A 23,933-nucleotide genomic window follows, 5' to 3' on the forward strand; every position below is an offset into this window, starting at 1 on the left:
GATGTTGCTTTAGTTGGTGGTGGGGCTTTTCCTCAACCAGGAGAAATATCATTATCACATAATGGAGTTTTGTTTTTAGATGAGTTACCCGAATTCAAACGTGGTGTTTTAGAGGTGCTCAGACAACCTTTGGAAGATAGAGAGGTTACAATTTCGAGAGCGAAGTTTACTGTTACATATCCATCTTCGTTTATGTTAGTGGCAAGTATGAACCCAAGTCCTGGAGGTTATTTTAACGATCCCAACGCCCCTGTAACTTCAAGTCCTGCGGAAATGCAACGCTATTTAAGTAAAATTTCTGGTCCGTTGCTAGATAGAATTGATATTCATATTGAGGTAACACCAGTACCTTTTGAAAAGCTATCTGATGATAGAAAAGGTGAAACTTCTGTTGAAATTAGAAAACGAGTTACCAAAGCAAGAGAAATTCAAACCAAACGTTTTAAAGAAAGTGATACTGTGCATTATAATGCACAAATGAATACGAAACAAATTCGTAAACATTGTGTTTTAGATGAAGCCTCAAAGCAACTTTTAAAAACGGCGATGGAACGCCTTAATTTATCTGCACGGGCTTATGATCGAATTTTAAAAGTTTCTAGAACAATTGCTGATTTAGAAGGTGTTGAAGAAGTAAATGGTATACATATTAGTGAAGCTATTCAATATAGAAGTTTAGATAGAGAAGGTTGGTTGGGGTAACTATTAAAAATATAATTATGAAAAAACAAATCACATTATTACTAATATTTTTAGTTGTTAGCTGCAACACTTCTAAGAAAGAAGAAAAAGAAACTTTAGAAATTAAAATAGAAGAAATAGCAGAAAAACCAATCCTTAATTTAGAACAAGCTAATAAATTAGCACAACTACCATTGCATTGTTTGAATGTTGAGTACCCAAATAAATTATCTCAAACATTAGGAGGTGATTCAGATTTACAGGCACCTAATATGTTACATCCTGCATTTTTTGGTTGTTTCGATTGGCATTCGTCGGTTCATGGGCATTGGAGTTTGGTGAGTCTATTAAAACAGTTTCCAAATATTGATGATGCTGAACTTATTAAAAAACGGTTACTTAAAAATATTTCAAAAGCTAATATTGAAGCCGAAGTGCAATATTTTTATGGCGTTCATAATAAATCATACGAGCGTACTTATGGTTGGGCTTGGTTACTAAAACTAGCAGAAGAACTTCATACTTGGGACACGCCTCTTGCTAGAGAATTAGAAACCAATTTGCAACCCTTAACCGAATTAATTGTAGTGAAATATATTGAGTTTTTACCAAAATTAAATTATCCACAACGAGTGGGAACTCACCCAAACACTGCTTTTGGATTAAGTTTTGCATATGATTATGCAGAAGTTGTAAGTAATGAAGTTCTAAAAAAAGCGATTACAGATCGTGCTATGTATTTCTTCTTAAAAGATAAAGATTGCCCAATAACATGGGAGCCTAGCGGAAGTGATTTTTTATCACCTTGTTTAGAGGAAGCGGCTTTAATGAAACGATTATTACCTGTTGAAGCATTTAAAACTTGGTTAGATGCTTTTTTGCCACAATTAAAAGATAGAAACTATAATATAGAAGTTGGTTTGGTTTCCGACAGAACAGATGGCCAATTAGTGCATTTAGATGGTGTTAATTTTTCTCGAGCTTGGAGTTTATGTAAAATAGCCGAAGGTTTACATGAGTATAATCATTTACAAAATGAGGCATACAAGCATATCAATTATTCTTTACCAAGTATTTTTGGTGATAGTTATGAGGGGGGGCATTGGTTAGGTAGTTTTGCTATTTATGCGCTTAAAGCTATTCCAAAATGATTAAAAATTGCTTTAAAAATATAGGTCCTGGACCTTTAATTTCAGCTGCATTTATTGGCCCAGGTACTGTTACAGTTTGTACATTGGCAGGGGTGGGTTTTGGTTTTTCGCTTTTGTGGGCTATGGTTTTGTCTATAGTGGCTACCGTTGTGTTGCAAGAAATGTCGGCACGTTTGGGTATCATTACTCAAAAAGGGTTGTCTGAAATTATTATATCCGAAATCAAACATCCTATTTTTAAATTTTTAGCAATTCTTTTAATACTTTCAGCTATTGTGTTAGGTAATGCTGCTTATGAGGCTGGAAATATAACAGGAGGTGTTTTAGGTTTAGAAGCTATTATTGGAAATCCAACTCTGAAAATTGGAGAATTTTCAATTAACATTTTGAGTGTTATTATTGGATCTATTGCTTTTGTTTTATTATATCTTGGAAATTATAAAGTACTAGAAAAAGCACTTTTAGTTTTAGTAACGTTAATGAGTTTGTCATTTTTGTTAACTGCTATTATTACCAAGCCAGACTTTTTTAAAATCTTACAAGGTGCTTTTGTGCCAAATTTTCCAAATGAAAGTTTACTTACCGTTATTGCATTAATAGGCACTACTGTAGTGCCCTATAATTTATTTTTACATGCATCTTTGATTAAAGAAAAATGGAACAAAACATCAGATTTGTATTTTGCTAGAAAAGATACCATTGTTGCGGTTGTTTTAGGTGGTTTAGTTTCTATGAGTATCATGATTGCTGCATCATCCAACCCAAGTGATTCAATAAAGAATGCTTCCGATTTAGCTCAAGGTTTAGAGCCTTTATTTGGAAGTTTTTCTAAATATTTTTTAGCTATTGGATTATTTGCAGCAGGTATCACCAGTGCTATAACCGCACCATTGGCTGCAGCTTTTGTTGCAAGTGGTTGCCTAGGATGGTCTTCAAATATGCGAACTACAAGATTTAGGGTTGTTTGGATTATTATATTAGGGTTAGGGGTGTTGTTTTCATCATTAGGTGTCAAACCAATTACAATCATAAAGTTTGCACAAGTTGCCAACGGAATTTTATTACCAGTTATAGCAGGTTTTTTAATTTGGATTATGAATAAAGATTCTGTACTAGGAATTTATAAAAATACTTTAAAGCAAAATATTTTTGGGTTTTTAATACTAGGAATTAGTATCTTACTATCTCTTGCAACACTTAATAAAGTCTTTATTTTAAATCTGTTTTAGTGCAAAATCAAATAATTGATATCAATGTTGATGTAGGTGAGGGGATAGGTAGCGAAGCTCTCATAATGCCTTACATGTCTTCATGTAATATAGCTTGTGGTGGTCATGCAGGTGATTATGAAACGATGCGAGAAGTTGTAAAATTGGCAAAACGATATCAAGTAAAAATAGGTGCACATCCTTCATTTCCTGATAAAGATAATTTTGGAAGACAAGCCATGGATATGTCCTGTGTTGCTTTGTTTTCTTGTATAAAAAATCAAATTGATAACTTATTGGGTGTTATAGATAATGAACATGCTTTATTGCATCATATAAAACCACATGGAGCACTTTATAATTTAGCAACTGTTGATGAAAAAATTGCTAATGTCATCATAGAAGTTATTAAAAGTATGGTTTTACCAGTAAAATTATATGTCCCTTATAAGTCTGTAATTGCAAATTTAGCTGCTAAAAATGGTATTGATATGACTTATGAAGCTTTTGCTGATAGAAATTATAATGATGATTTAACTTTAGTTTCTAGATTAAAAAGTAATGCTTTAATTGAAGATGCTGATGCGGTTTTCAAACATGTTTTTGAGATGATATCAATACAAAAAGTAACCACGATTAACAACAATAAAAAAGATATTAAAGCTGAAACTTTTTGCATACATGGTGATAACCCTAAAGTTATAAAATTAATAAAGAATTTGAAGGAAAAACTAGAGTTTAAAGGAATAGAAATCAGATAACTTTTAATGGCTTTTAAATTAACATATAAACCTTATGGAGAACGTGCTATTTTAATTGAATGGCCACAGGTTATTGATACGGCTATTTTAATCGATATTCTTGATTTTAAGGATAAAATTAGAATAAGCAGTATTAAATCGATAATTGAATTAAAATCCACATATAGCTCATTATTAATAATATACAATGAATATGTAATTAATTTTAAAGACGAAATAGCTAGTATAGATAAAATCTATAGCTCTAATAAAATAGTTGTTAAAAACAAAGCGGTTTTGTGGTATATTCCAGTGTGTTATGAGGCTGTTTTCGGTTTGGATTTAGAGTTGATTTCAAAAGATAATAATATAACAACAAGAGATATAATTGAACATCATTCTAATGCTATTTACACCGTTTATTTTATTGGTTTTTTACCCGGGTTTTTATATCTAGGAGGTTTAGATGAATCGTTAAATATTCCAAGAAAAGCAACCCCAAGATTACATGTGAAAAAAGGGTCTGTTGCTATTGGTGGAAACCAAACTGGAGTATATCCTAATGAAAGTCCTGGTGGCTGGAATATCATCGGGAATACGCCTATTAATTTTTTTGATATTTCTAAAGAGCAGCCTTGTTTCGCTAATCCAGGAGATCAAATAAAGTTTTATCCAATTAACTTAAAAGCGTATCAAGATATCAAAACCTTGGTTGAAGCAAGTGTTTATCAATTAGAAAGCGAGGTGAATCATGATTAATGTTTTAAAATCGGGTTTTCACTCAATTATTCAGGATTTTGGGAGAATGGGTTATCAAGAATTTGGTGTACCTTATTCAGGGGTTATGGATAGAAAGGCTGCTTCATTTGCTAATGCTTTGCTAGGCAATGATGAGGAAACTGCGGTTTTAGAAATGACGATGACAGGTGGTTTTTTTCAGTTTTATACAAAAACATATATAGCGATATCTGGAGCAGATATGTCTCCAATGTTAAATAACCAGCCTATTCAGATTAATAAATTAATAGCTGTAAATTCAAATGATATTCTATCTTTTGGCAAACTGAACACTGGCTTTAGGTCTTATTTGGCTGTTTTAGGCGGTTTTAAGACAGAAAGTGTATTAGGTAGTAAAAGTATGTATCAAAATATTACTAAACGTTTTAAAGTGCTTAAAAACGATGATTTGTTTTATGATGAAGCCTCAATTTTAACTGATTTAAAGCATGCTTCAGTAAGGTTTGATACTTCTTATTTAAACTCGAAGTATTTAGAAGTTTTTAAGGGTCCTGAATTTGATTTGCTTTCCGATAATCAAAAAACTAAGTTATTATCACATTCTTTTACAATTTCAAAAAATAATAATAGAATGGCTTATCAATTGGATGAAGCTGTCCAAAATGATTTAAAACCCATAATTACGTCTGCTGTTTTGCCCGGAACTGTGCAGTTAACCCCTTCAGGGAATCTCATTATATTAATGAGAGATTGTCAAACCACAGGAGGCTATCCCAGGATTTTTCATTTAAAAGAGAATTCTATCAATGTTTTGGCTCAAAAATATGCTGGACAAAGCATTGAATTTAAACTACAGTAAAATTATTAAGCAAACTGCGCTTCAGTTTCGGTAAGTATGATTTAATTTAACTACAAACTTTAAAATTAGTTTTATGAAGATAAAGATATCCATTTCACTTTTGTTTTTAATAGCAATTTTGAGTTGTGAACAAGAAGTTAAAGAAGCTAATGCTATTGTAAACGAGACGATTAAAATTTCTGGAGGCGCTCTTTTTAATAAATCTGATATAGAATTTGATTTTAGAAATAAACATTATAAAGCTTCAAGAAATAACGGAAAGTTTATATATGAACGGGTTTTTAATGATTCTTTAGGTGTTATAAATGATGTTTTAACAAACAAAGGTTTTCAAAGATTTGTTAATGATTCTGTTTTTGAGGTTTCTGATGAGAAAGCCAAAGCATATTCAAGTTCTGTAAACTCCGTGCATTATTTTTCAGTATTGCCTTATGGATTAAATGATAAAGCTGTAAATAAATCTTATTTGGGTAAAATAGAGATTAAGAACTTGAACTATTTTAAAATAAAAGTAACCTTTAATAAAGAAGGTGGTGGTGAAGATTTTGATGATGAATTTGTTTATTGGATAAACACTAAAACTTTTAAAGTAGATTATTTAGCTTATTCTTATAACGAAAATGATGGCAAGGGGTATCGTTTTAGAGAGGTTTACAATGAACGCTATATAAATGGTATTCGATTTGTAGATTATAATAACTATAAATCTAAAAATGAAATTGTTACATTATCTAATTTAGATGAATTATTTAAATTAAATCAATTAGAATTACTTTCAAAAATTGAACTAAAAAACATCTATGTACTAATAAAAACTATTCAATAAACAAAACACTACTAGAGACAATATCGTCTTTTACAGTAACAATATATAGGTTAGCATTATTGTTGTCGTCTATATCTTCATAAGTATCACTTCCAAGAAATTTATTTACTACTTGAGGTGTTGTATTGCTATGGCCTACAATTAAAACATTTTTACCTGAATGCTTTTTTGATAGTTCATTTATGGCTATGGTATTAGGATTGTAAATAGTTAATTCTAGTTTGTTTTTTAATGCTGTGGGTGTAGCAGTTTCCCGAGTTCTGTTGTAATCTGTAGAATAAATAGCATCAAAAGAAATATTTTTAAAAACATTTTTCCATTTTTCAGCTCTCAAAAGACCTTTCAAGTTAAGATTAGGGTTTTTGTTTGTACTGTCTTTTCTATTTTTTTCTGCATGGCGAATTAAATAAAAAGTTGTTATCTCTGTTGACTCAAATTGATTTGATTGAGGATCTTTTTTACAAGCATAAAAGGTTGTTATTAAAAATAAAACGAAAATTAACTGCTTCATAATAGTATATTATTTATAATGTTTTTGTCATTAACACCATGCCTCTTAAATTTTCATGAATTAAATTAAAATCTAACCTTATAGTGTCTTGAATTTTAAATCCTTCTTTTTTATAAAACTTAAGTGCTTGGGTTTGAGTATTCATTGCTTTTAGCCATAAAACTTTATTTTTTTTAAAATAAGCTTGTTTTTCTATCCAATTAAAAAGTTGTTTAGCAATACCCTTTCCTTGAGCTTCATGACTTAGATAAATTCTATGTATAAAAGTAGTGTTTTTTTTACCTAACTCAGTTATGGAAGTATTATATACAAAACGAAGTATGCCTATCTGTTGTGAATTTTGTAAAACGAAGTAATAAGCAGCGTCTTTTTCATTTAGTTCAATTTCTAAATTTTCTTTTGAAAAACAATAATTAAGATACCAATTATAATCTTCCTTTAACCATAAATGTTTGTAAGCAGGAGGATAAATTTCATGCATTAAAGCCATCAAATCTTCTTGATTATATATTGTAATTTTTTCTAAATGTAAATTTGAAGAAATAGTAATCATGAAGAGTTATACTAATTCTAAAGCTATTTCTATCATATCTTTAAATGTGGTTTCTCGCTCCTTACTAGTAGTTCTTTCACCTGTTACTAAAGAATCTGAAATAGTTAAAATAGAAAGTGCTTTTACATTGTGTTTGGCTGCTACGGTATATAAACCTGCGGTTTCCATTTCAACACAAAGCACTCCAAATTTAGACCACTTTTTATAAGATTCAAAATCATCTGCATAAAACTCATCCGATGTGAATATATTGCCAGCTTTTAAATGTATGTTTTTATTTTTTCCTACCTCAACAGCTTTTTGAAACAATTCAAAATTAGCCGTAGGTGCGTAGTCTGCACCCCCAAAGCGTAATTCGTTAACACCAGAATTTGATGACGCTGCCATTGCTAAAACAATATCTCTAATTTTCACATGCTTTTGATATGATCCAGCACTGCCTACTCGAATTAAGTTTTTAACATCATATTCATTAATTAACTCGTGTGCATAAATAGAAATAGACGGTATTCCCATGCCAGTTCCCATAACAGAAATTGGTTTGCCTTTATAGGTGCCCGTAAAACCAAACATTCCTCTTACTTTATTAAAACATACTGGGTTTTCAAAAAAGGTTTCTGCTATCCATTTGGCTCTAAGAGGATCTCCTGGTAATAATATAGTTTCTGCAATATCACCCTTTTTTGCTTCTATATGAACACTCATTTTAATTTTTTGTAAAAGTTAGTTTATTAGTTCATGGTAATTATTAGTAATTTTCATTTGTAGTTTGTGTTCCTGAAACAATCGATACTCCTGACGAAGTACCCAAACGTTCTACACCAATATTTATATATTCCATTGCTGTTTTAATATCTTGAATACCACCTGATGCTTTAATTTTAACTTTTTCACCTGCAATAATTTGCATAAGTTTTACATCATGAATATTTGCGCCGCCTGTTCCAAAACCTGTTGAGGTTTTTAAAAAATCGGCACCACTTTGTATTGCCAGTTCACTTCCTTTAATGATTTCTATATCTTCCAGATAACAGGTTTCTAAAATCACTTTTAATATATTTTTAGGCATGCAGTTTTTTACAGCTTCAATATCTTTCCAGACGGCATCAAAATCTTTACTTTTTAATAATCCTATATTAATTACCATATCTATTTCATCTGCACCATCCTTTAAAGCTCTTTTAGTTTCAGCAACCTTTGCTTCGGTACTCATCGAGCCTAAAGGAAAGCCAATAACACTGCAAATTTTAAGATCGCTATTTTTTAATTGAGATTTTGCCAAAGAAACAAAGCAACTGTTAACACAAACCGAATAAAATTTATGAGTAACAGCTTCATGGCAAAGTTTTATAATGTCTTTTTGGGTCGCAGTTGCTTTTAAAAGCGTATGATCTATAAATTTATTTAGCTCCATTTTAGAGGTTTTAATCAAAATTATGTTTTGATCGATACTTATCAAATATAATTATTTAATTAAGTTAATAAGTATTAAATAATCAATTTATAATAAATCAAAAGCCATCTTTTTTGTTAGAGATGGCTTTTGATTTTAGAATGAAATTCAAATGAGTTGCTTTATATTTAAATTAACTTTTAAGCTTTTGTGATAGTGTTTATTGTTTGTTCTGATGTTTTCTCTAAATTGTTAAGGTACTGTTTAAAGATTTTAGTATTTCGAATTTGTTGAGTTTTGTTAGTTGACATAATATTAGTTGATGTTTCAATTCTATCTGCACCAACTTCAAGATATTTTAATGCGGTTTCATAATCATCAATACTGCCAGAAGCTATAATTTTGGTATTGTCCCTAACAATTTTTTTTATCATTTTTATTGCTGTAAACGTAGCTCCATTTTTAGTAAATCCAGTTGATGTTTTGATGAAATCTATCTCAGAATCTAAACAAATCTCACAAACTTTAACAATTTCGTTTTTATTTAATTCAGAAATTTCTATGATAACTTTTAATGGGGTTTTAGAACCGATAGCCGATTTAACATCGGTAATATCTTTTAAAACAGAAACATAATTTCTACTTTTTAACAAGCCTAAATTTATAACCATTTCTATTTCTTGAGCACCATCGTTTAAGGCTTGTTGAGCTTCAAAAATTTTGGATTTAGTTGAAGTAGCTCCAAATGGAAAACCAACTACACTTGAGATTTTCACATCAGAATCAATAAGAAATTGTTTAGCTAAGGCGACATAACAGCTACTGATACAAACACTATGGAAATTGTTATCAATAGCTTCATTGCAAAGCTTTATAATATCATGTTCTTGAGTTAAAGAACCTAATAATGAGTAATCAATGTATTTAGCAATATTCATTTTTTAAGAGTAGGGTTTAATGTTTTTCAATGTAAAAACTAATTTCACATTTTTTAAAATTATTAACGATTTGAGGATTTTCTTTAGGCTAAGTTATAAATTTTAACCAGCATTGGTGGTTTGTATATAAGTTTTTATTAACAAAAACCTGTTGATTATTTAACTATTTGAACTTAAATTTATTGTAAATCTTATTAATTTAAGTTTATGCGGTAGTTATTAAAATAATAAAACCACAAAAAATTGGACTTGTTGTGGTTTTTAATTTGGTTTAGTTTAAAAATTATTTTGAGATTGGCTATTGAATAGCGGTAACTGTAAACCCAGCTTTTTTTAGTAATTTGATGACACCTTCTTCTCCAGCTAAATGTCCTGCACCCACGCCAAAAAATGTTGGTTGTTCTTTTGAGTATTCTGAAATTTTAGAAATCCAATTTTTGTTTCTATTAGCTAATAATTTATCTTGATGTTTAGAAACACTACTACTATTGTTATCATTCATCATGTCTAGCATGTCTGTTATATTCTCTTCTTTGTAAACTTTTAGCATTTTAGCAAAATTAACTTTATCGTATTCTAAGTTATCTTTTGCCATTCTTAATAAATCTGAAACTTGGTCTTCGTAAGGGATATCCTCAAAAACTTGAAGTTGGTCTTCAATTGTTTCTAACCCATTTATTTCTTCTTCTTGAGTTTTTGCTACTTTCATTAACTCTACTTCAAAAGATTGCATAGGGCAATCAATCATTTTTGGATATAACATAGCTGTTAAGAAAAAGGGTTTTATGTTTTCTATCAATTTGACAGACATACCTGCGTTTTTTATAAAAAGCGAATCAATTATTGTATAATCTTCTTCAGAAACAAAATCTTTGATAGTTTTTCCGTTACTCATATACATGCCACCCATCATTTTTGATTGCATTGATGGGTCGTCCATATCAATTTCTAAAACGACTTGAGTGGTTTCTTCTAGAGCTTTTTTTACGTCTTCATCTAAAGTGGCATCACATGTTATATGAATCGTACCAAATAAGTATGAAGCTTTTTCTAGACCATTTCCGGAGATTTTCCAAAGTGTTGAGTTTTCTAACTCTTGAGAATTGATGGTTAACGTTGAAAAGATTAAGGTTGCAAATAATGATAATTTTAATTTCATAATTATAATTTTTATTATGAGTATCAATATTAGTTTTTTTGTTACAAAAAAAGCAACAATCATCTTTGTATAAAAAGATTCATGTTGCTTTTCAACTAACCAACCAACTTAAAGACTTAATTTATTATCTTTTGTTACAATTTGTTTTATTGGAATCTAAAATTTTTCTGTAACCAAATCTCCTTGATTTCTAAATACTAATTTATCATCAAAAGCGTCCAGTAAAATAATACTTTCTGTGGTCACTTTTCCAGCTAATATCTCTTTACTAAGTGCATTTAAAACGTCTTTTTGAATCACTCTTTTTACAGGACGTGCACCATATTCAGGGTTGTAACCTTTATCGGCTAAATAACTTACAGCATCAGGTGTTGCGTCAAAAGTAATACCTTGTTTAGCTATCATTTTAGTAATATCCTTTAGTTGTAAACCAACTATTTCAACAATATTATCTTTTGATAACGGAGTAAACATGATAGTGTCATCAATACGGTTTAAAAATTCAGGTCTCACACTTTGTTTTAATAAAGCTAAAACATCAATTTTTGCTGCTTCAATAGCAGAATCTATATCTTTTGTGGCTTCAAATCTATCATGAATTATACTACTTCCAATGTTAGAAGTCATTATTATTATGGTGTTTTTAAAATCTGCTAAGCGTCCTTTATTATCTGTTAAATGGCCTTCATCTAAAACTTGTAATAAAATATTAAAAGTATCTGGATGTGCTTTTTCAATTTCATCTAATAACACCACTGAATATGGTTTTCTTCTCACCGCTTCAGTTAGTTGTCCGCCTTCATCATAGCCAATATAACCAGGAGGCGCACCAACTAATCTGCTTACCGCATGTCGTTCTTGATATTCGCTCATATCAATTCGTGTCATAGCGTTTTCATCATCAAATAAATACTCAGCTAAAGCTTTTGCTAATTCGGTTTTACCTACACCGGTAGTTCCTAAAAACAAGAAAGTACCTATAGGTTTTTTTGGGTTTTGCAAACCAGCACGACTTCTACGAACAGCATCACTAACAGCTATAATAGCCTCTTCTTGCCCAACAACTCGTTTATGTAATTGGTCTTCTAATTTCAACAGTTTTTCACGTTCGCTTTGAAGCATTTTAGTAACAGGTATACCTGTCCATTTCGCAACAACTTCGGCAATATCATCATAAGTAACTTCTTCTTTAATAAGCGAGTTTTCTGATTGATTTTCTTGTAATTGTTTTTGGTAAACCTCAAGTTTTTCTTGGGTTTCTTTTATTTTGCCATAGCGTAACTCGGCTACTTTACCATAGTCGCCATCGCGTTCTGCTCTTTCAGCTTCTTGTTTGTAATTTTCAATGGCTTGTTTAGCATTTTGGATGTTATCTACAACCTCTTTTTCACTTTTCCACTTTGCATTAATTTCATTTCTACTTTCTTTTAAATTCGCTAGGTCTGAACGTAGTGATTTTAATTTAGTTTCATCTTTTTCTCTTTTAATAGCTTCAATTTCAATTTCAAGCTGCATGATTTTTCTATCTAAAACATCTAATTCTTCTGGCTTAGAGTTGATTTCCATACGAAGTTTTGAAGCAGCTTCATCCATTAAATCAATAGCTTTATCTGGTAAAAAACGATTGGTGATATAGCGTTGTGATAATTCTACGGCGCCAATAATGGCTTCATCTTTAATGCGCACTTTATGGTGTGTTTCATATTTTTCTTTAATACCTCTTAAAATCGAAATAGCACTTTCAGTATCAGGCTCGTTAACAATCACTTTTTGGAAACGACGCTCTAAAGCTTTATCCTTTTCAAAGTATTTTTGATACTCGTCTAGCGTTGTTGCACCAATAGCTCTAAGTTCTCCGCGTGCCAATGCGGGTTTTAATATATTGGCAGCATCCATAGCTCCTTGTCCGCCACCAGCACCAACAAGTGTGTGTATTTCATCAATAAATAATACGATATCTCCTTCGCTTTCAGTTACTTCTTTTATAACAGCTTTTAAGCGCTCTTCAAACTCACCTTTGTATTTTGCTCCAGCAATTAAAGCACCCATATCTAAAGCAAAAATTTGCTTATCTTTTAAATTTTCAGGTATATCACCATCAATTATTCTATGCGCTAAACCCTCTGCAATAGCTGTTTTGCCAGTACCTGGTTCTCCAACCAAAATGGGATTGTTTTTGGTTCTACGTGATAAGATTTGAAGTATTCTACGAATTTCTTCATCACGCCCAATTACAGGATCTAATTTGCCATCTTTAGCTAATTGGTTTAAGTTTTTGGCGTACTTATTTAATGAATTATAAGTTTCTTCTTGATTTTGAGAAGTTACTTTTTCACCTTTACGTAACTCTTCTATAGATGCTTTTAAATCTTTTTCTGTAACAGCTTGGTCTTTTAGCATTTGAGCAATTTTACTATCGGATTTAAAAATTGCGATGATTAGATGTTCTAAAGACACATAATCATCTTTCATTTTTTTTGCAATTATTTCAGCTTCGTTAAGTGTTTTATTAGCTTCGCGAGAAAGCATTAATTGCCCACCAGAAACTTTAGCAAAACTTTCAATTTGTTTATCTAAGGCCTGTTGTAAAATGATAATATTAACATTTAACTTTTTTAAAATGAATGGCAATACATTTTCGTCTACTTCAAAAACGCCTTTAAAAAGGTGTTCATTTTCAATTTGCTGATGGCTAAAACTTTGCGCTAATTGTTGCGCTTGTTGTATAGCTTCTTGCGATTTTATGGTATAATTATTTAAGTTCATAATTTTTATTTTTTTTATTTCCGCTTCCGCTGAAATTATATTAATGTTTTACTTTTACAACTTTAAGAAGTCAATAATCTTACCAAGAGATATATTAAGACAAAATGTCTGCTAAAAAGTTGATTTTGATGACTTTTAGTCAGTTTGTAAGATTTAAAATAAGTTACGACCTAATAATTATTAAAAAGTGAATGTTTGCTTTTTAAAAAAAAATTAAAAAAATGGGATTATTGAACAAAATATTTGGTGCTTCCAAAAGCTCAGAAATTGATAATAAAGAGGAAAAAACATTGCCTTGGATTCCTCTAACAGAATTACAACAATTAAATTTTATAGAAATTAAATCTGTTACTAAAACGCAAATTATTTTTAAACATTCTACTCGATGTGGTATAAGTAGAATGGTGATTAACCAGTTTGTCGATGCTTATCAGTTAACAGAAAAAGATTTAGATTTATATTATTTAGACTTACTGAATTATAGAGAGGTATCAAACGAGATAGCATCAAAATTTCAAATCATGCATGAATCTCCACAACTTTTAGTGATTAAAAATGGAGGTGTAGTAGCTCATGATTCTCATGGTGCTATAAACGATATCGATTTGAATAAATTTTTATAATAATGGTTTATGGGCGCCAATTATCTATTTGTTTATGGAACCCTATTAAAAAAATCAAATAATGAGATGTCAAACTTTTTGGTATCTCATGCGGTTTTAATAGGTAAAGGCTATTTTTATGGTAACCTATATGAAGTAACTTGGTATCCGGGAGCTATTTTAAGTAATAATACTTCTGAAAAGGTATTCGGGATGATTTTTAAAATTGAAAACTCTCAAGAGGTTTTTAAAGTTTTAGATGATTACGAAGGTATTGGCGAACAATATTCAGAGCCACATTTGTTTAAAAAGAAACTAATTACGGCGTTTTTAAAAGATGGTACTCCTTTTGAAACTTTTGTGTATGTATATAGCCAGTCTATTATAGGTTTAAAACAAATATCATCTGGCGATTTTTTAAAATATTAGCCTTTCAAAATGAGTTTTATGACGCTTTAGCTTTTTAAAAATTCGTTTCTTTGTAACGTCTTTAATATATCAATGAACTCATTTAACACCTTATTATTCCACCCTTTAAAAAATGATTCGGGAATCCTTTTACCCGATAAATTTACTTTTCCATTTTATTACGAGCCACACCCTTTAAGTTTTTTAGCAGCAAACGATTTGCAAAAATATTTAGAAACTCAAACTGATTTTGATCATAACTTTGGGTTAAACCCGAATCAAGCTGGACTTGTTATTGGTAAAATGTTTGGAGTGATGGTTGTTAAAAACGCACATGAGCAAATAGGCTATTTAGCAGCATTTTCAGGGAAACTTGCTGATAGTAATGATATTAAAGGTTTTGTGCCTACCGTTTACAATACCTTAAATGAAGTTGGTTTTTATAAAAAAGGTGAAGCTGAATTAAACCTTATAAATGGCGAACTTGAAACTTTAGAACATGCAGATGAGTTACAAATAGCTATCCAAAATGTAAGAGAAGCTAAGCAAACTTATGAAACAGAGTTAAAAGCTTTTAAAACTGAAATTAAAATTCAAAAGCAACATAGAAAACAGCAAAGAGAAGTTGCTAAAACGAATTTAGACACGTTAGTATTCAAGAAATTCTCAGAAGAATTGGATGCACAGAGTATCACTTATCAAATTAGATTAAAGCACTTAAAACGCCAGTGGGAAGAAGTTATTAAAGATCTAGAAGAAGCTTTAAATGTTTTACTAATGCCTATTAATGATTTAAAAGACTATCGTGCAAATCTATCGGCATCATTACAAAAACGCATACACGAGCAGTACCAGTTTTTAAATGCAAAAGGAGAAACTAAACATTTGCTAGATGTTTTTAAAAATACAACATCTCCAATACCACCAGCAGGAAGCGGTGAATGTGCAGCACCAAAATTGTTTCAATACGCATATCAAAATAATTTGCAGCCCATTGCGATGGCTGAGTTTTGGTGGGGTGCTTCACCAAAATCAGAAGTACGAAAACACCAGCAGTTTTATCCGTCTTGCAGAAGTAAATGCGAACCTATTTTGGGTTTTATGATGCAGGGATTAAACGTTGATGATAATCCGATTGAGCAATCTATCAGTTACGCACCTGATTTAGAAATTATTTACGAAGACGATTATTTATTACTAATAAATAAGCCTCACGAGTTTTTGTCCGTACCAGGTAAAACAAGCAATGAATCGGTGTTTACTAAAATGAAATCCTATTTACCAAATGCCACAGGTCCTTTACTGGTTCACAGGTTAGATATGTCTACTTCAGGTTTGTTACTAGTAGCAAAAATCAGTATTATACATAAACAATTACAAAAACAGTTTATAGAGCGTAGTGTAAAAAAGCGGTATGTAGCTTTATTAGACGGCATTTTACAAGATACTGAAGGCAATGTAAACTTACCATTGCGCGTAGATTTAGATAACCGCCCACAGCAATTGGTTTGTTACCTACATGGCAAACAAGCTATAACCAATTATAAAGTGATAGCTATTGAAAATCAAAAAACACGCATTTATTTTTATCCTATTACAGGTCGAACGCATCAACTAAGAGTTCATGCAGCACATAACCAAGGTTTAATAACCCCAATAGTTGGAGACGACCTTTATGGTACTAAAGCTAACCGATTACACTTGCATGCAGAAAGCCTTACATTTACTCATCCTATAACTAAAAAAGAACTTACCATTATTTGTAAAGCACCTTTTTAACTGTTTAAAACTCTTTAAAAGTAACTAGAATTACATATTGATTTTGTGAGTTTTAAATTATAGATTTGATTGAGGAAAAGAATATTAGATAATAAAAAAACTAAAGTTTAATAAGTTTAAATTAATTGATTTATTCTTGGCTAAATATTAAATTTAGTAAAATATCTAAGTCACTTCATATAGTCTTTAATAAACAAACCAAAATACACCTTGATTATGAAGCAATCTTTAATTTTACTCATTTCAATCCTTTCTGTTTATCTTTTACCTGCACAAGATGTAACAGGGCAGTGGCATGGGGTTTTAAAAGTACAAGGTATTCAATTGCGTCTTGATTTTTATGTGAATAAAACAGAAGACGGATTTACTTCTACAATGGATAGCCCAGACCAAGGTGCAACAGGTATACCAGTTGCAAAAACCACTTTTAAAGATTCTATAATCACTTTTGAAATTCCAAGCTTAACTATTATTTATGTTGGCGAATTAAAAGGGAAATTGGTTATTGGAACTTTTAAACAAGCAGGACAAGAATTTCCTATGGATTTATCTAGAAATACTATAGAAAAACAACTTATAAATAAACCACAAGAACCAAAACCACCTTATCCCTATAATATAGAAGAGGTTTGTTTTGAAAACACAGAGGCAAATATTATATTATCGGGGACTTTAACTATACCAAAAAACACCACTGATTCTCCAGTCGTCATTTTAATATCTGGAAGTGGGCCACAAAACAGGGATGAAGAACTATTTGGACATAAGCCATTTTTAGTAATTGCTGATTATTTAACCAAAAATGGTATTGCTGTGTTGCGATATGATGACAGAGGTGTAGCAAAATCAAGTGGCGATTTTAATTCTGCTACAACTGCTGATCTAGCTACTGATGTTGAAAGTGCTATCGAGTATTTAAAAACAAGAAAAGATATTAATAAAAATAATATTGGTTTAATTGGGCATAGTGAAGGTGGAATGATAGCCCCTATGATTGCTTCAAAATCCAAAGATGTAAGTTTTATAGTTTTATTAGCGGGTCCGGGTATTTCAGGTTACGATATTGTGATGTTACAAACAGAACTAATCAATAAAGCTAACGGTGCACATGCATCTGATTTGCAGAAAGAATTAGATTTTTTAAAAAGAAGTTTGGATATTGTGGTGAAAGATGGTAGTAAAGAAGAAATTGAATCTGAATTATCTGATTTCATAGAAAAACAAATGAATGATAATCCAGAGACGCTAGCAAAACAAATGAAAGCTAAGGATTTTGATGTATTTATTAAAACCTTTACTTCATCATGGATGCGATATTTTTTAAAATTTAACCCAAAATCGATTTTAGAAAATGTGAAGTGCCCAGTTTTTGCAATTAATGGTAAAAAAGATTTGCAAGTACCATCAAACGAGAATTTAACTGCTATAAAAAGTGCACTTACTGATGGCGGAAATAAAAACGTAACTATTAAAGAATATCCAAATTTGAATCATCTGTTTCAAGAATCTGAAACAGGATCTCCCACAGAATATGGAAAAATCGAGCAAACTTTTTCGCCAGTTGTTTTAGTGGATATTATGAATTGGATAGTAAATCAAATGAATTGAAGTATTTTTGATTAAATAGAGTCTAGTTATTTAAAGTTTTAAAATAATTTAATAAAAAAACTCCTAAGATGTTTTAGGAGTTTTTTTTATACTTTTTAAGAAGATGTTTAGGCTTTACCCATGATTCTGAACATACCTGTACCACAAGTAGGACATTTACCTTTCATAGCTTTTCTACCATTTTTCATAGTAGTTTCAGCTGCATCTTTCATTTCTTTTTTTGATTTACATTTTACGCAATACGCTTCCATTTGGTTAGTTTTTTTAATTAATCACGACTAAGATAAATTTAAAACTATAAACACACAAGGTAATTTGTGTTTTTTTTACTTAATTGAGCGTGTAAGAATTAATAATATTCTTTATTTGAAGTTTTAAATCTTCAGCAGTATCGTAAATCATTTGCTCTTCTGTAGGAAAAGGAACGGCACGTCTTTCTAAAAAAGGAATCAAATTCGTCTCTAAAGCACGTCTATCTCCATTTGATGTTGCATAAATATGCTGGAAAACAAATTCACTAGTTACAGGGAAAGCATCTACTAATTGATTGGTTTTTAAATTTACATATTCTACATTGCCAGTAACTTGGGTTGCTTTAAATTGTGTAAACTCATAATACTCACAACGAACAGTTTTCATATTGTCTATTTTAATAGCATTACCTAAACTATCTTTTACTACCCTGCCGTTTTCAATTAAATCTATTTTTCCATCAGCAACTTGTTTTTCTTTAATAACCTGACGTTCTTTAATTTGTTCTGGCGATATCTTGATATCTCTTAAATTAACACGCATATTAAAGTCGTAAGCAATATTTTCTTCTGGTGTTCCATGGTAAACTGCCCAAAAGTTATTTAAGCCATAACTACTAAAGTTTAATAAATCGTTTTCTAATCGTGTTGGAATTACTTTTCTAGTATCATTAACCATATCAACCAAAACAAAATCGACACCCTTATTATGGGCAACATCCATTAAATAACGTACATCTTTAAAGTTTGGGTTAATGTCTTCTAGGTCTCTTAAATTATTGTACGCATCTCTAAAATCTAATTTATTATTAGATTTTAATAAGGCTGTTGCATTTTTATAAAGCTGCTCTGAAGCACTATTTTTAAAACTAATAATTTGACTATTGTAGTCGTTAAAATTGAAAACAACTTCTTTTTCGTTAACAAACAAGGGCAGTAAAGGTTTGATACGTTCTTGCCTATTATCTAAAGCTACATAGGCATCATAAATACCAATATAATTTTCAGGATTATTGTCTTTTTTGAAAAAATCAATATTGTTTAAATCGCGCGCTGTTGCTTTTGTATAAGCATCTTTAAGCATTAGAATAAATTCTGCTTTTCCTCTTTTTTCTTTATTTGTACGTAATTTACCAATAGCATCAGAAATTGCTGCATCATAATTCCCAACGCTTACAGCTTTTTCAATTTTTTTACTAGTGCTACACGCTAAGAATAATAATAAAATAAATAAAAAGGGTAGTATTTTTTTCATTTTTTTAGATTTTGGTTTACTGGATATGTATCCAATAAAAGTGCCAAAATAATAAAATATCAGATAAAATACTAATAAATCCGATTAAATGTATTTTTTTTTAAGTAAGACTAATTTATTTTTTACTGTAAACAGGAAGTAATTTTGTAGAAACCTCTCCAAAACCAATACGAGTGCCATCTTTCTCACAATAACCTCTCATAATAACAGTATCGTTATCATTTATAAATTTACGTTCGCTACCATCTTTCATTTTAATTGGTTTTTCACCTCTCCAAGTTAATTCTAACATGGAACCGTAAGAGTCTGGTGTTGGTCCTGAAATAGTTCCACTTCCCATCATATCTCCAGAGTTTATTGGGCAACCATTTATGGTATGATGCGCTAATTGTTGAGAAATATTCCAATACATATGTTTAAAATTAGAATTGGTAACTACAGTTTCTTTAGCGCCTTTTGGACGAATAGCTACTTCCAAATTAATATCAAAACTTTTCTCCCCCTTATATTTTAAATAATCCAATTGTGGTTTTAAAGGTTTTGGGCTTTCAACTCTGTAAGGCTCTAAGGCATCTAAAGTTACAATCCATGGTGAAATAGAAGTCGCAAAGTTTTTCGCTAAAAATGGACCTAATGGCACGTATTCCCATTTTTGAATATCGCGTGCACTCCAGTCATTTAATAAAACCAGTCCAAATATGTATTCTTCCGCTTCTTCAATTGGGATGGGTTCTCCTAAATCGTTAGCATCTGTGGTAATAAAAGCCATTTCTAATTCAAAATCAACTAATTGACTTGGTCCAAAAACAGGTTCTGTGGCTCCGTTTGGTAAGGTTTGACCTTGTGGACGATGTACTGGGATTCCGGAAGGAATTACAGAAGAACTTCTGCCATGATAACCAACTGGAATATGTAGCCAATTAGGTAAAAGTGCATTATCTGGATCTCTAAACATTGTGCCTACATTAGTTGCATGTTCTATACTTGAGTAAAAATCTGTATAATCGCCAATTTGAACAGGTAATTGCATTTCAATTTCATCTAAACGAAATAAAACTATTTCTTTGTGTCGTTTGTTTTGTTTTAAAACATCGTTATTACTATCAAATATTTCGGCAATTCGATCTCTTACAGAGCGCCATGTTTTACGGCCATCTGCTATAAAATCGTTTAATGTGTCTTGAAGGAAAATATCATCCGTTAAAGGAATTCCTTCAAAATATCCTAATTGGTGTAATGCACCTAAATCAATTGCAGTATCACCAATTCTGGTTCCAATAGTAATGATGTCATCACGAGTTAAAAACACACCAAAAGGGATGTTTTGTATTGGGAAATCTGAATTTTTGTCGACATGTAACCATGACTTTCTATCTGGATTGTTAGCTGATAAACGCATAACTCTATTTTAGATTATTGTTATTGAATTCTTATCAAACCTACACATTTTTTTTATTTTAAAAGAAAAAAATAAAGAAAATCTAGGATTCGTTTAACCGTTAATAAAATGGTTAAAAACTTCATAGTAAATATATATTTTTTAAAGGATTTAACTAATGTATTTCATATTTTTGCGCAACATTTAACAAGAAATTAAATATATGCAACGCGACGAACAAATTTTTGAACTAATTGAAGCTGAAAAAGAGCGTCAACTTCACGGAATAGAACTTATAGCATCTGAGAATTTTGTTAGTGAACAAGTTATGGAAGCTGCTGGTTCTGTATTAACCAATAAATACGCTGAAGGCTACCCAGGAAAACGCTATTATGGGGGTTGTGAAGTAGTTGATGAAGTTGAGCAAATTGCTATTGATAGAGCTAAAACTTTGTTTGGAGCAGAATATGTTAATGTCCAACCACATTCTGGAAGTCAAGCAAATACTGCTGTTTACCATGCGTGTTTGAATGCTGGAGATAAAATTTTAGGTTTTGATTTGTCACATGGTGGCCATTTAACTCATGGGTCTCCTGTTAATTTCTCAGGTAAATTATATGTGCCGTCTTTTTATGGAGTAGAAGAGGAGACAGGTGTTTTGAATTATGATAAAATTCAAGAAATTGCAACAAAAGAGCAGCCAAAGTTAATTATTGCAGGCGCTTCTGCTTATTCTCGCGATATTGATTTTAAACGTTTTAGAGTTATTGCTGATAGTGTAGGAGCAATTCTATTAGCAGATATATCACATCCTGCTGGTTTAATTGCTAAAGGGATTTTAAACGATCCGCTTCCTCATTGTCATATTGTAACCACTACTACTCATAAAACTTTGAGAGGACCAAGAGGAGGTATGATAATGATGGGTAAAGATTTTGATAATCCGTTTGGTCTAACTTTAAAAAATGGTAGCTTGAAAAAAATGTCATCTTTATTGGATTCTGCCGTTTTTCCAGGAAATCAGGGAGGACCATTAGAGCACATTATTGCCGCTAAAGCTATTGCATTTGGTGAAGCTTTAACTGATGAGTTTTTGCATTATCAATTACAAGTTAAAAATAATGCTGCTGCCATGGCTAAAGCACTAGTAGACAAAGATTATCATATAATTTCTGGTGGAACAGATAATCATATGATGTTAATAGATTTACGTAATAAAAACGTTTCTGGTAAAGATGCTGAACAAGCACTTGTAAAAGCTGATATTACAGCTAACAAGAATATGGTACCCTTTGATGATAAATCACCTTTTGTAACTTCAGGAATCCGTTTAGGAACTGCTGCAGTAACAACGCGTGGTTTAAAAGAAGCTGATATGGTTAAAATTGTAGATTTGATTGATGAGGTGATTACAAATTTTGATAACGAAGCAATTCTAGAAACTGTAAAAGAAAAAGTAAATGCCATGATGAAAGATAAACCGTTGTTTGTTTAACTTTTATAAACATAGAGAATAAAAAAATCCTGTTTTAAGCAGGATTTTTTTATTCAATAATATAAAATTATTCAGGAAATATGATATGTTGGTAAGCTCCAATGTCTGGGGTAGTTGTTCTATTAATATTTAAAATATCAAAAGGAACTTGTGCTGCAAAGTCAGATAGTCCTTTATTTATAGCAGCTGATGTTTCTCCTATAATAAATTTATTTTCAGAAGTATTTAAAAAGTTAGGGTCTTCATTAAAAATATTACCTTCATAATGATTGGTATCATTCAAATTGTAATTTGGTCCTTGTAAATTGTTGTTGTTGTCTTGAAAACGAATTAAACAATTGGTGAATTTAAAATTGAAAGCAACGGCATCATCTTCTATTTCATCTACAATGATTTCCGGATTATCATTACCATAAATAATACAACTATTAAAATTAGCTTCTGTTAAATCGGCTAGAGTAGCTACATTATTTTCATCAACAATAAAATTATTTATCAAAACAGAAGGGAATTGTCTGAATCCATTATTCCAATAATTTACTAAAGTGGAATGCGTAAAATTATATTTACCTCCAATAGTCCCAGCAAATGAGGATTGGCCTGCATTATTTATAACAACATTTTCTCCAGCAATGGATGTATTTCTTCCTAAAATACCAAAAGCGCTAGAATTATAAATTTGTGAATTTGTAATGATTACTTTATGATTTGTTTCATTAGGATTACCATCACTTAAAATCCCTACAGTGGCATTTTTAATAGTTGCATAGTTGATGGTATTATTAATACTTCCATCCAAAAACCATATAGTTCCCCATTGCCCTGGTACCTCTGAAAAATTAGGTTCTAAACGATCGCCTTCAAAAACAACTTCGTTTTCTAGTAATTCTTGATTATTACTAAAAGCACCATTAACTTGTAACGAAGCTCCATTGGATACAATGATACCTGAATTATCATGAAAATATAAACGTGCTCCAGCATCAATAGTTAAAGTTTCATTCTCAGGAACTGTAGCAAATCCATAAATAACATAAGGTTTATTGTTTGTAAAAGTGAGCTCAGAAGGTAATAATTCTCGACCTTGTAAATCAGTTTCCACTAAGTCACCACCTATATTAAGTGTTAATGTTTCTATCACTTTTGTACTATTATTTCTATCAGGGTAAATAAAAACAGCATCTTTTACAAGCGTAACCAACTCCACTTTTTGAAGATTTGTACCGCCATCAAATTCTATTTGATCTGTATATAAATAAGTGCCATTAGTGTTAGTAAAGTTATTAATATCAATGGTAGACTCAATAAAAATATATAAACTATCATTAGCTAATAATTCAATATTTTCAAAAACCTTACCTGGTAAACCATCAACACTTAGTCTATAATTTGAGGTTTCGCCTGAGGCTAATCTTAGCGAAGGAATAAATATATCATCACTACTTCTGTTATATACTTTTAAGTTGTAAGAGCTAGAACCAATATTGGTAAAAACAGTATCTAAATATACCGTATCTTTTGAAAACTGAAGACTTCCTGTACTTGGTGAAAACTCAAAATCATTTCTACAAGAACTCCATAGCATCAAAAAACCTATAGATAAAAAAATAAATATGGAACGTTTCTTTATTTAA

23 protein-coding genes are annotated in these 23,933 nt (G+C 30.8%); 12 read left to right on the forward strand and 11 right to left on the reverse strand.

Features of this window, described 5'->3' with window-relative positions; genetic code table 11:
• From AC1XJX_RS12720 to AC1XJX_RS12750, 7 genes are all read left to right on the forward strand, one after another.
• A partial coding sequence (locus tag AC1XJX_RS12720) for a YifB family Mg chelatase-like AAA ATPase (RefSeq protein ID WP_482004366.1) occupies positions 1-702 on the forward strand: 702 nt, incomplete at its 5' end.
• A 17-nt stretch (positions 703-719) separates the two neighbouring features.
• A complete protein-coding gene (locus AC1XJX_RS12725) occupies positions 720-1,832 on the forward strand; it encodes a DUF2891 domain-containing protein (RefSeq protein ID WP_482004367.1) in 1,113 nt (370 codons plus the stop codon).
• Entirely contained in the window at positions 1,829-3,061 is a 1,233-nt protein-coding gene (locus AC1XJX_RS12730) for an Nramp family divalent metal transporter (RefSeq protein WP_482004368.1), read from the forward strand. The genes AC1XJX_RS12725 and AC1XJX_RS12730 overlap by 4 nt, the downstream gene beginning before the upstream one ends.
• On the forward strand, positions 3,061-3,801 hold the full coding sequence (gene pxpA, locus AC1XJX_RS12735; RefSeq protein ID WP_482004369.1) for a 5-oxoprolinase subunit PxpA: 741 nt from the start codon (positions 3,061-3,063) through the stop codon (positions 3,799-3,801). Before AC1XJX_RS12730 ends, pxpA begins: the two co-directional genes overlap by 1 nt.
• A 6-nt stretch (positions 3,802-3,807) precedes the next feature.
• Complete coding sequence (pxpB, locus tag AC1XJX_RS12740; protein ID WP_482004370.1) at positions 3,808-4,539, forward strand: 5-oxoprolinase subunit PxpB; 732 nt, start codon at positions 3,808-3,810, stop codon at positions 4,537-4,539.
• Positions 4,532-5,377 (forward strand): 5-oxoprolinase subunit C family protein, encoded by an 846-nt coding sequence (locus AC1XJX_RS12745; protein ID WP_482004371.1) that lies wholly within the window; start codon positions 4,532-4,534, stop codon positions 5,375-5,377. The genes pxpB and AC1XJX_RS12745 overlap by 8 nt, the downstream gene beginning before the upstream one ends.
• 73 nt (positions 5,378-5,450) lie before the next feature.
• Positions 5,451-6,203 carry a DUF6503 family protein gene (locus AC1XJX_RS12750; protein ID WP_482004372.1) on the forward strand — a complete coding sequence of 251 codons (753 nt, stop codon included), beginning with the start codon at positions 5,451-5,453 and terminating at the stop codon, positions 6,201-6,203.
• Here the strand turns inward: AC1XJX_RS12750 and AC1XJX_RS12755 are convergent.
• The 7 genes from AC1XJX_RS12755 to clpB all read right to left on the reverse strand — a co-directional run bounded on the left by AC1XJX_RS12755 (position 6,193) and on the right by clpB (position 13,523).
• Complete coding sequence (locus AC1XJX_RS12755; protein ID WP_482004373.1) at positions 6,193-6,714, reverse strand: phosphoglycerate mutase family protein; 522 nt, start codon at positions 6,712-6,714, stop codon at positions 6,193-6,195. The two genes, AC1XJX_RS12750 and AC1XJX_RS12755, sit on opposite strands and share 11 nt — an antisense overlap.
• A 13-nt stretch (positions 6,715-6,727) precedes the next feature.
• A complete protein-coding gene (locus AC1XJX_RS12760; RefSeq protein WP_482004374.1) occupies positions 6,728-7,267 on the reverse strand; it encodes a GNAT family N-acetyltransferase in 540 nt (179 codons plus the stop codon).
• Between the two features lie 6 nt (positions 7,268-7,273).
• Positions 7,274-7,972 (reverse strand): purine-nucleoside phosphorylase, encoded by a 699-nt coding sequence (gene deoD, locus AC1XJX_RS12765; protein WP_482004375.1) that lies wholly within the window; start codon positions 7,970-7,972, stop codon positions 7,274-7,276.
• A 43-nt stretch (positions 7,973-8,015) separates the two neighbouring features.
• Positions 8,016-8,681 (reverse strand): deoxyribose-phosphate aldolase, encoded by a 666-nt coding sequence (gene deoC / locus AC1XJX_RS12770; RefSeq protein WP_482004376.1) that lies wholly within the window; start codon positions 8,679-8,681, stop codon positions 8,016-8,018.
• Positions 8,682-8,860: 179 nt separating this feature from the next.
• Complete coding sequence (deoC, locus tag AC1XJX_RS12775) at positions 8,861-9,598, reverse strand: deoxyribose-phosphate aldolase (RefSeq protein ID WP_482004377.1); 738 nt, start codon at positions 9,596-9,598, stop codon at positions 8,861-8,863.
• Positions 9,599-9,896: 298 nt separating this feature from the next.
• The gene (locus tag AC1XJX_RS12780) at positions 9,897-10,757 is read right to left on the reverse strand and encodes a TraB/GumN family protein (protein WP_482004378.1); all 861 of its coding nucleotides are present in this window, start codon (positions 10,755-10,757) and stop codon (positions 9,897-9,899) included.
• A 156-nt stretch (positions 10,758-10,913) separates the two neighbouring features.
• Positions 10,914-13,523: an ATP-dependent chaperone ClpB gene (gene clpB, locus AC1XJX_RS12785; protein ID WP_482004379.1), complete on the reverse strand. Its 2,610-nt coding sequence runs from the start codon at positions 13,521-13,523 to the stop codon at positions 10,914-10,916.
• A 221-nt stretch (positions 13,524-13,744) separates the two neighbouring features.
• On the opposite strand from clpB, the gene ytxJ reads away from it, so the two are divergent.
• The 4 genes from ytxJ (at position 13,745) to AC1XJX_RS12805 (ending at position 17,920) form a co-directional block, all read left to right on the forward strand.
• A complete protein-coding gene (ytxJ, locus tag AC1XJX_RS12790) occupies positions 13,745-14,146 on the forward strand; it encodes a bacillithiol system redox-active protein YtxJ (protein WP_482004380.1) in 402 nt (133 codons plus the stop codon).
• 9 nt (positions 14,147-14,155) lie between these two features.
• Positions 14,156-14,554 (forward strand): gamma-glutamylcyclotransferase family protein, encoded by a 399-nt coding sequence (locus AC1XJX_RS12795; RefSeq protein WP_482004381.1) that lies wholly within the window; start codon positions 14,156-14,158, stop codon positions 14,552-14,554.
• 72 nt (positions 14,555-14,626) lie between these two features.
• Entirely contained in the window at positions 14,627-16,312 is a 1,686-nt protein-coding gene (locus tag AC1XJX_RS12800; protein ID WP_482004382.1) for an RluA family pseudouridine synthase, read from the forward strand.
• Positions 16,313-16,528: 216 nt separating this feature from the next.
• Positions 16,529-17,920: an alpha/beta hydrolase family protein gene (locus tag AC1XJX_RS12805; RefSeq protein ID WP_482004383.1), complete on the forward strand. Its 1,392-nt coding sequence runs from the start codon at positions 16,529-16,531 to the stop codon at positions 17,918-17,920.
• Positions 17,921-18,027: 107 nt separating this feature from the next.
• Here AC1XJX_RS12805 and AC1XJX_RS12810 read toward each other — a convergent pair whose 3' ends face one another.
• The 3 genes from AC1XJX_RS12810 to fahA all read right to left on the reverse strand — a co-directional run bounded on the left by AC1XJX_RS12810 (position 18,028) and on the right by fahA (position 20,825).
• Positions 18,028-18,171, reverse strand: coding sequence for a DUF5679 domain-containing protein (locus AC1XJX_RS12810; protein ID WP_345276617.1), 144 nt, complete (start codon positions 18,169-18,171; stop codon positions 18,028-18,030).
• 79 nt (positions 18,172-18,250) lie between these two features.
• A complete protein-coding gene (locus tag AC1XJX_RS12815; protein ID WP_482004384.1) occupies positions 18,251-19,426 on the reverse strand; it encodes a hypothetical protein in 1,176 nt (391 codons plus the stop codon).
• A 115-nt stretch (positions 19,427-19,541) separates the two neighbouring features.
• Positions 19,542-20,825 (reverse strand): fumarylacetoacetase, encoded by a 1,284-nt coding sequence (gene fahA, locus AC1XJX_RS12820; RefSeq protein WP_482004385.1) that lies wholly within the window; start codon positions 20,823-20,825, stop codon positions 19,542-19,544.
• A 202-nt stretch (positions 20,826-21,027) separates the two neighbouring features.
• Between fahA and glyA the strand changes: the two genes are divergently transcribed.
• The gene (glyA, locus tag AC1XJX_RS12825; RefSeq protein ID WP_482004386.1) at positions 21,028-22,299 is read left to right on the forward strand and encodes a serine hydroxymethyltransferase; all 1,272 of its coding nucleotides are present in this window, start codon (positions 21,028-21,030) and stop codon (positions 22,297-22,299) included.
• Between the two features lie 67 nt (positions 22,300-22,366).
• Here the strand turns inward: glyA and AC1XJX_RS12830 are convergent, their stop codons facing one another.
• Positions 22,367-23,884 carry a hypothetical protein gene (locus tag AC1XJX_RS12830; RefSeq protein ID WP_482004387.1) on the reverse strand — a complete coding sequence of 506 codons (1,518 nt, stop codon included), beginning with the start codon at positions 23,882-23,884 and terminating at the stop codon, positions 22,367-22,369.
• Between the last annotated feature and the right edge of the window lie 49 nt (positions 23,885-23,933).

This window comes from Flaviramulus sp. (assembly GCF_982512915.1).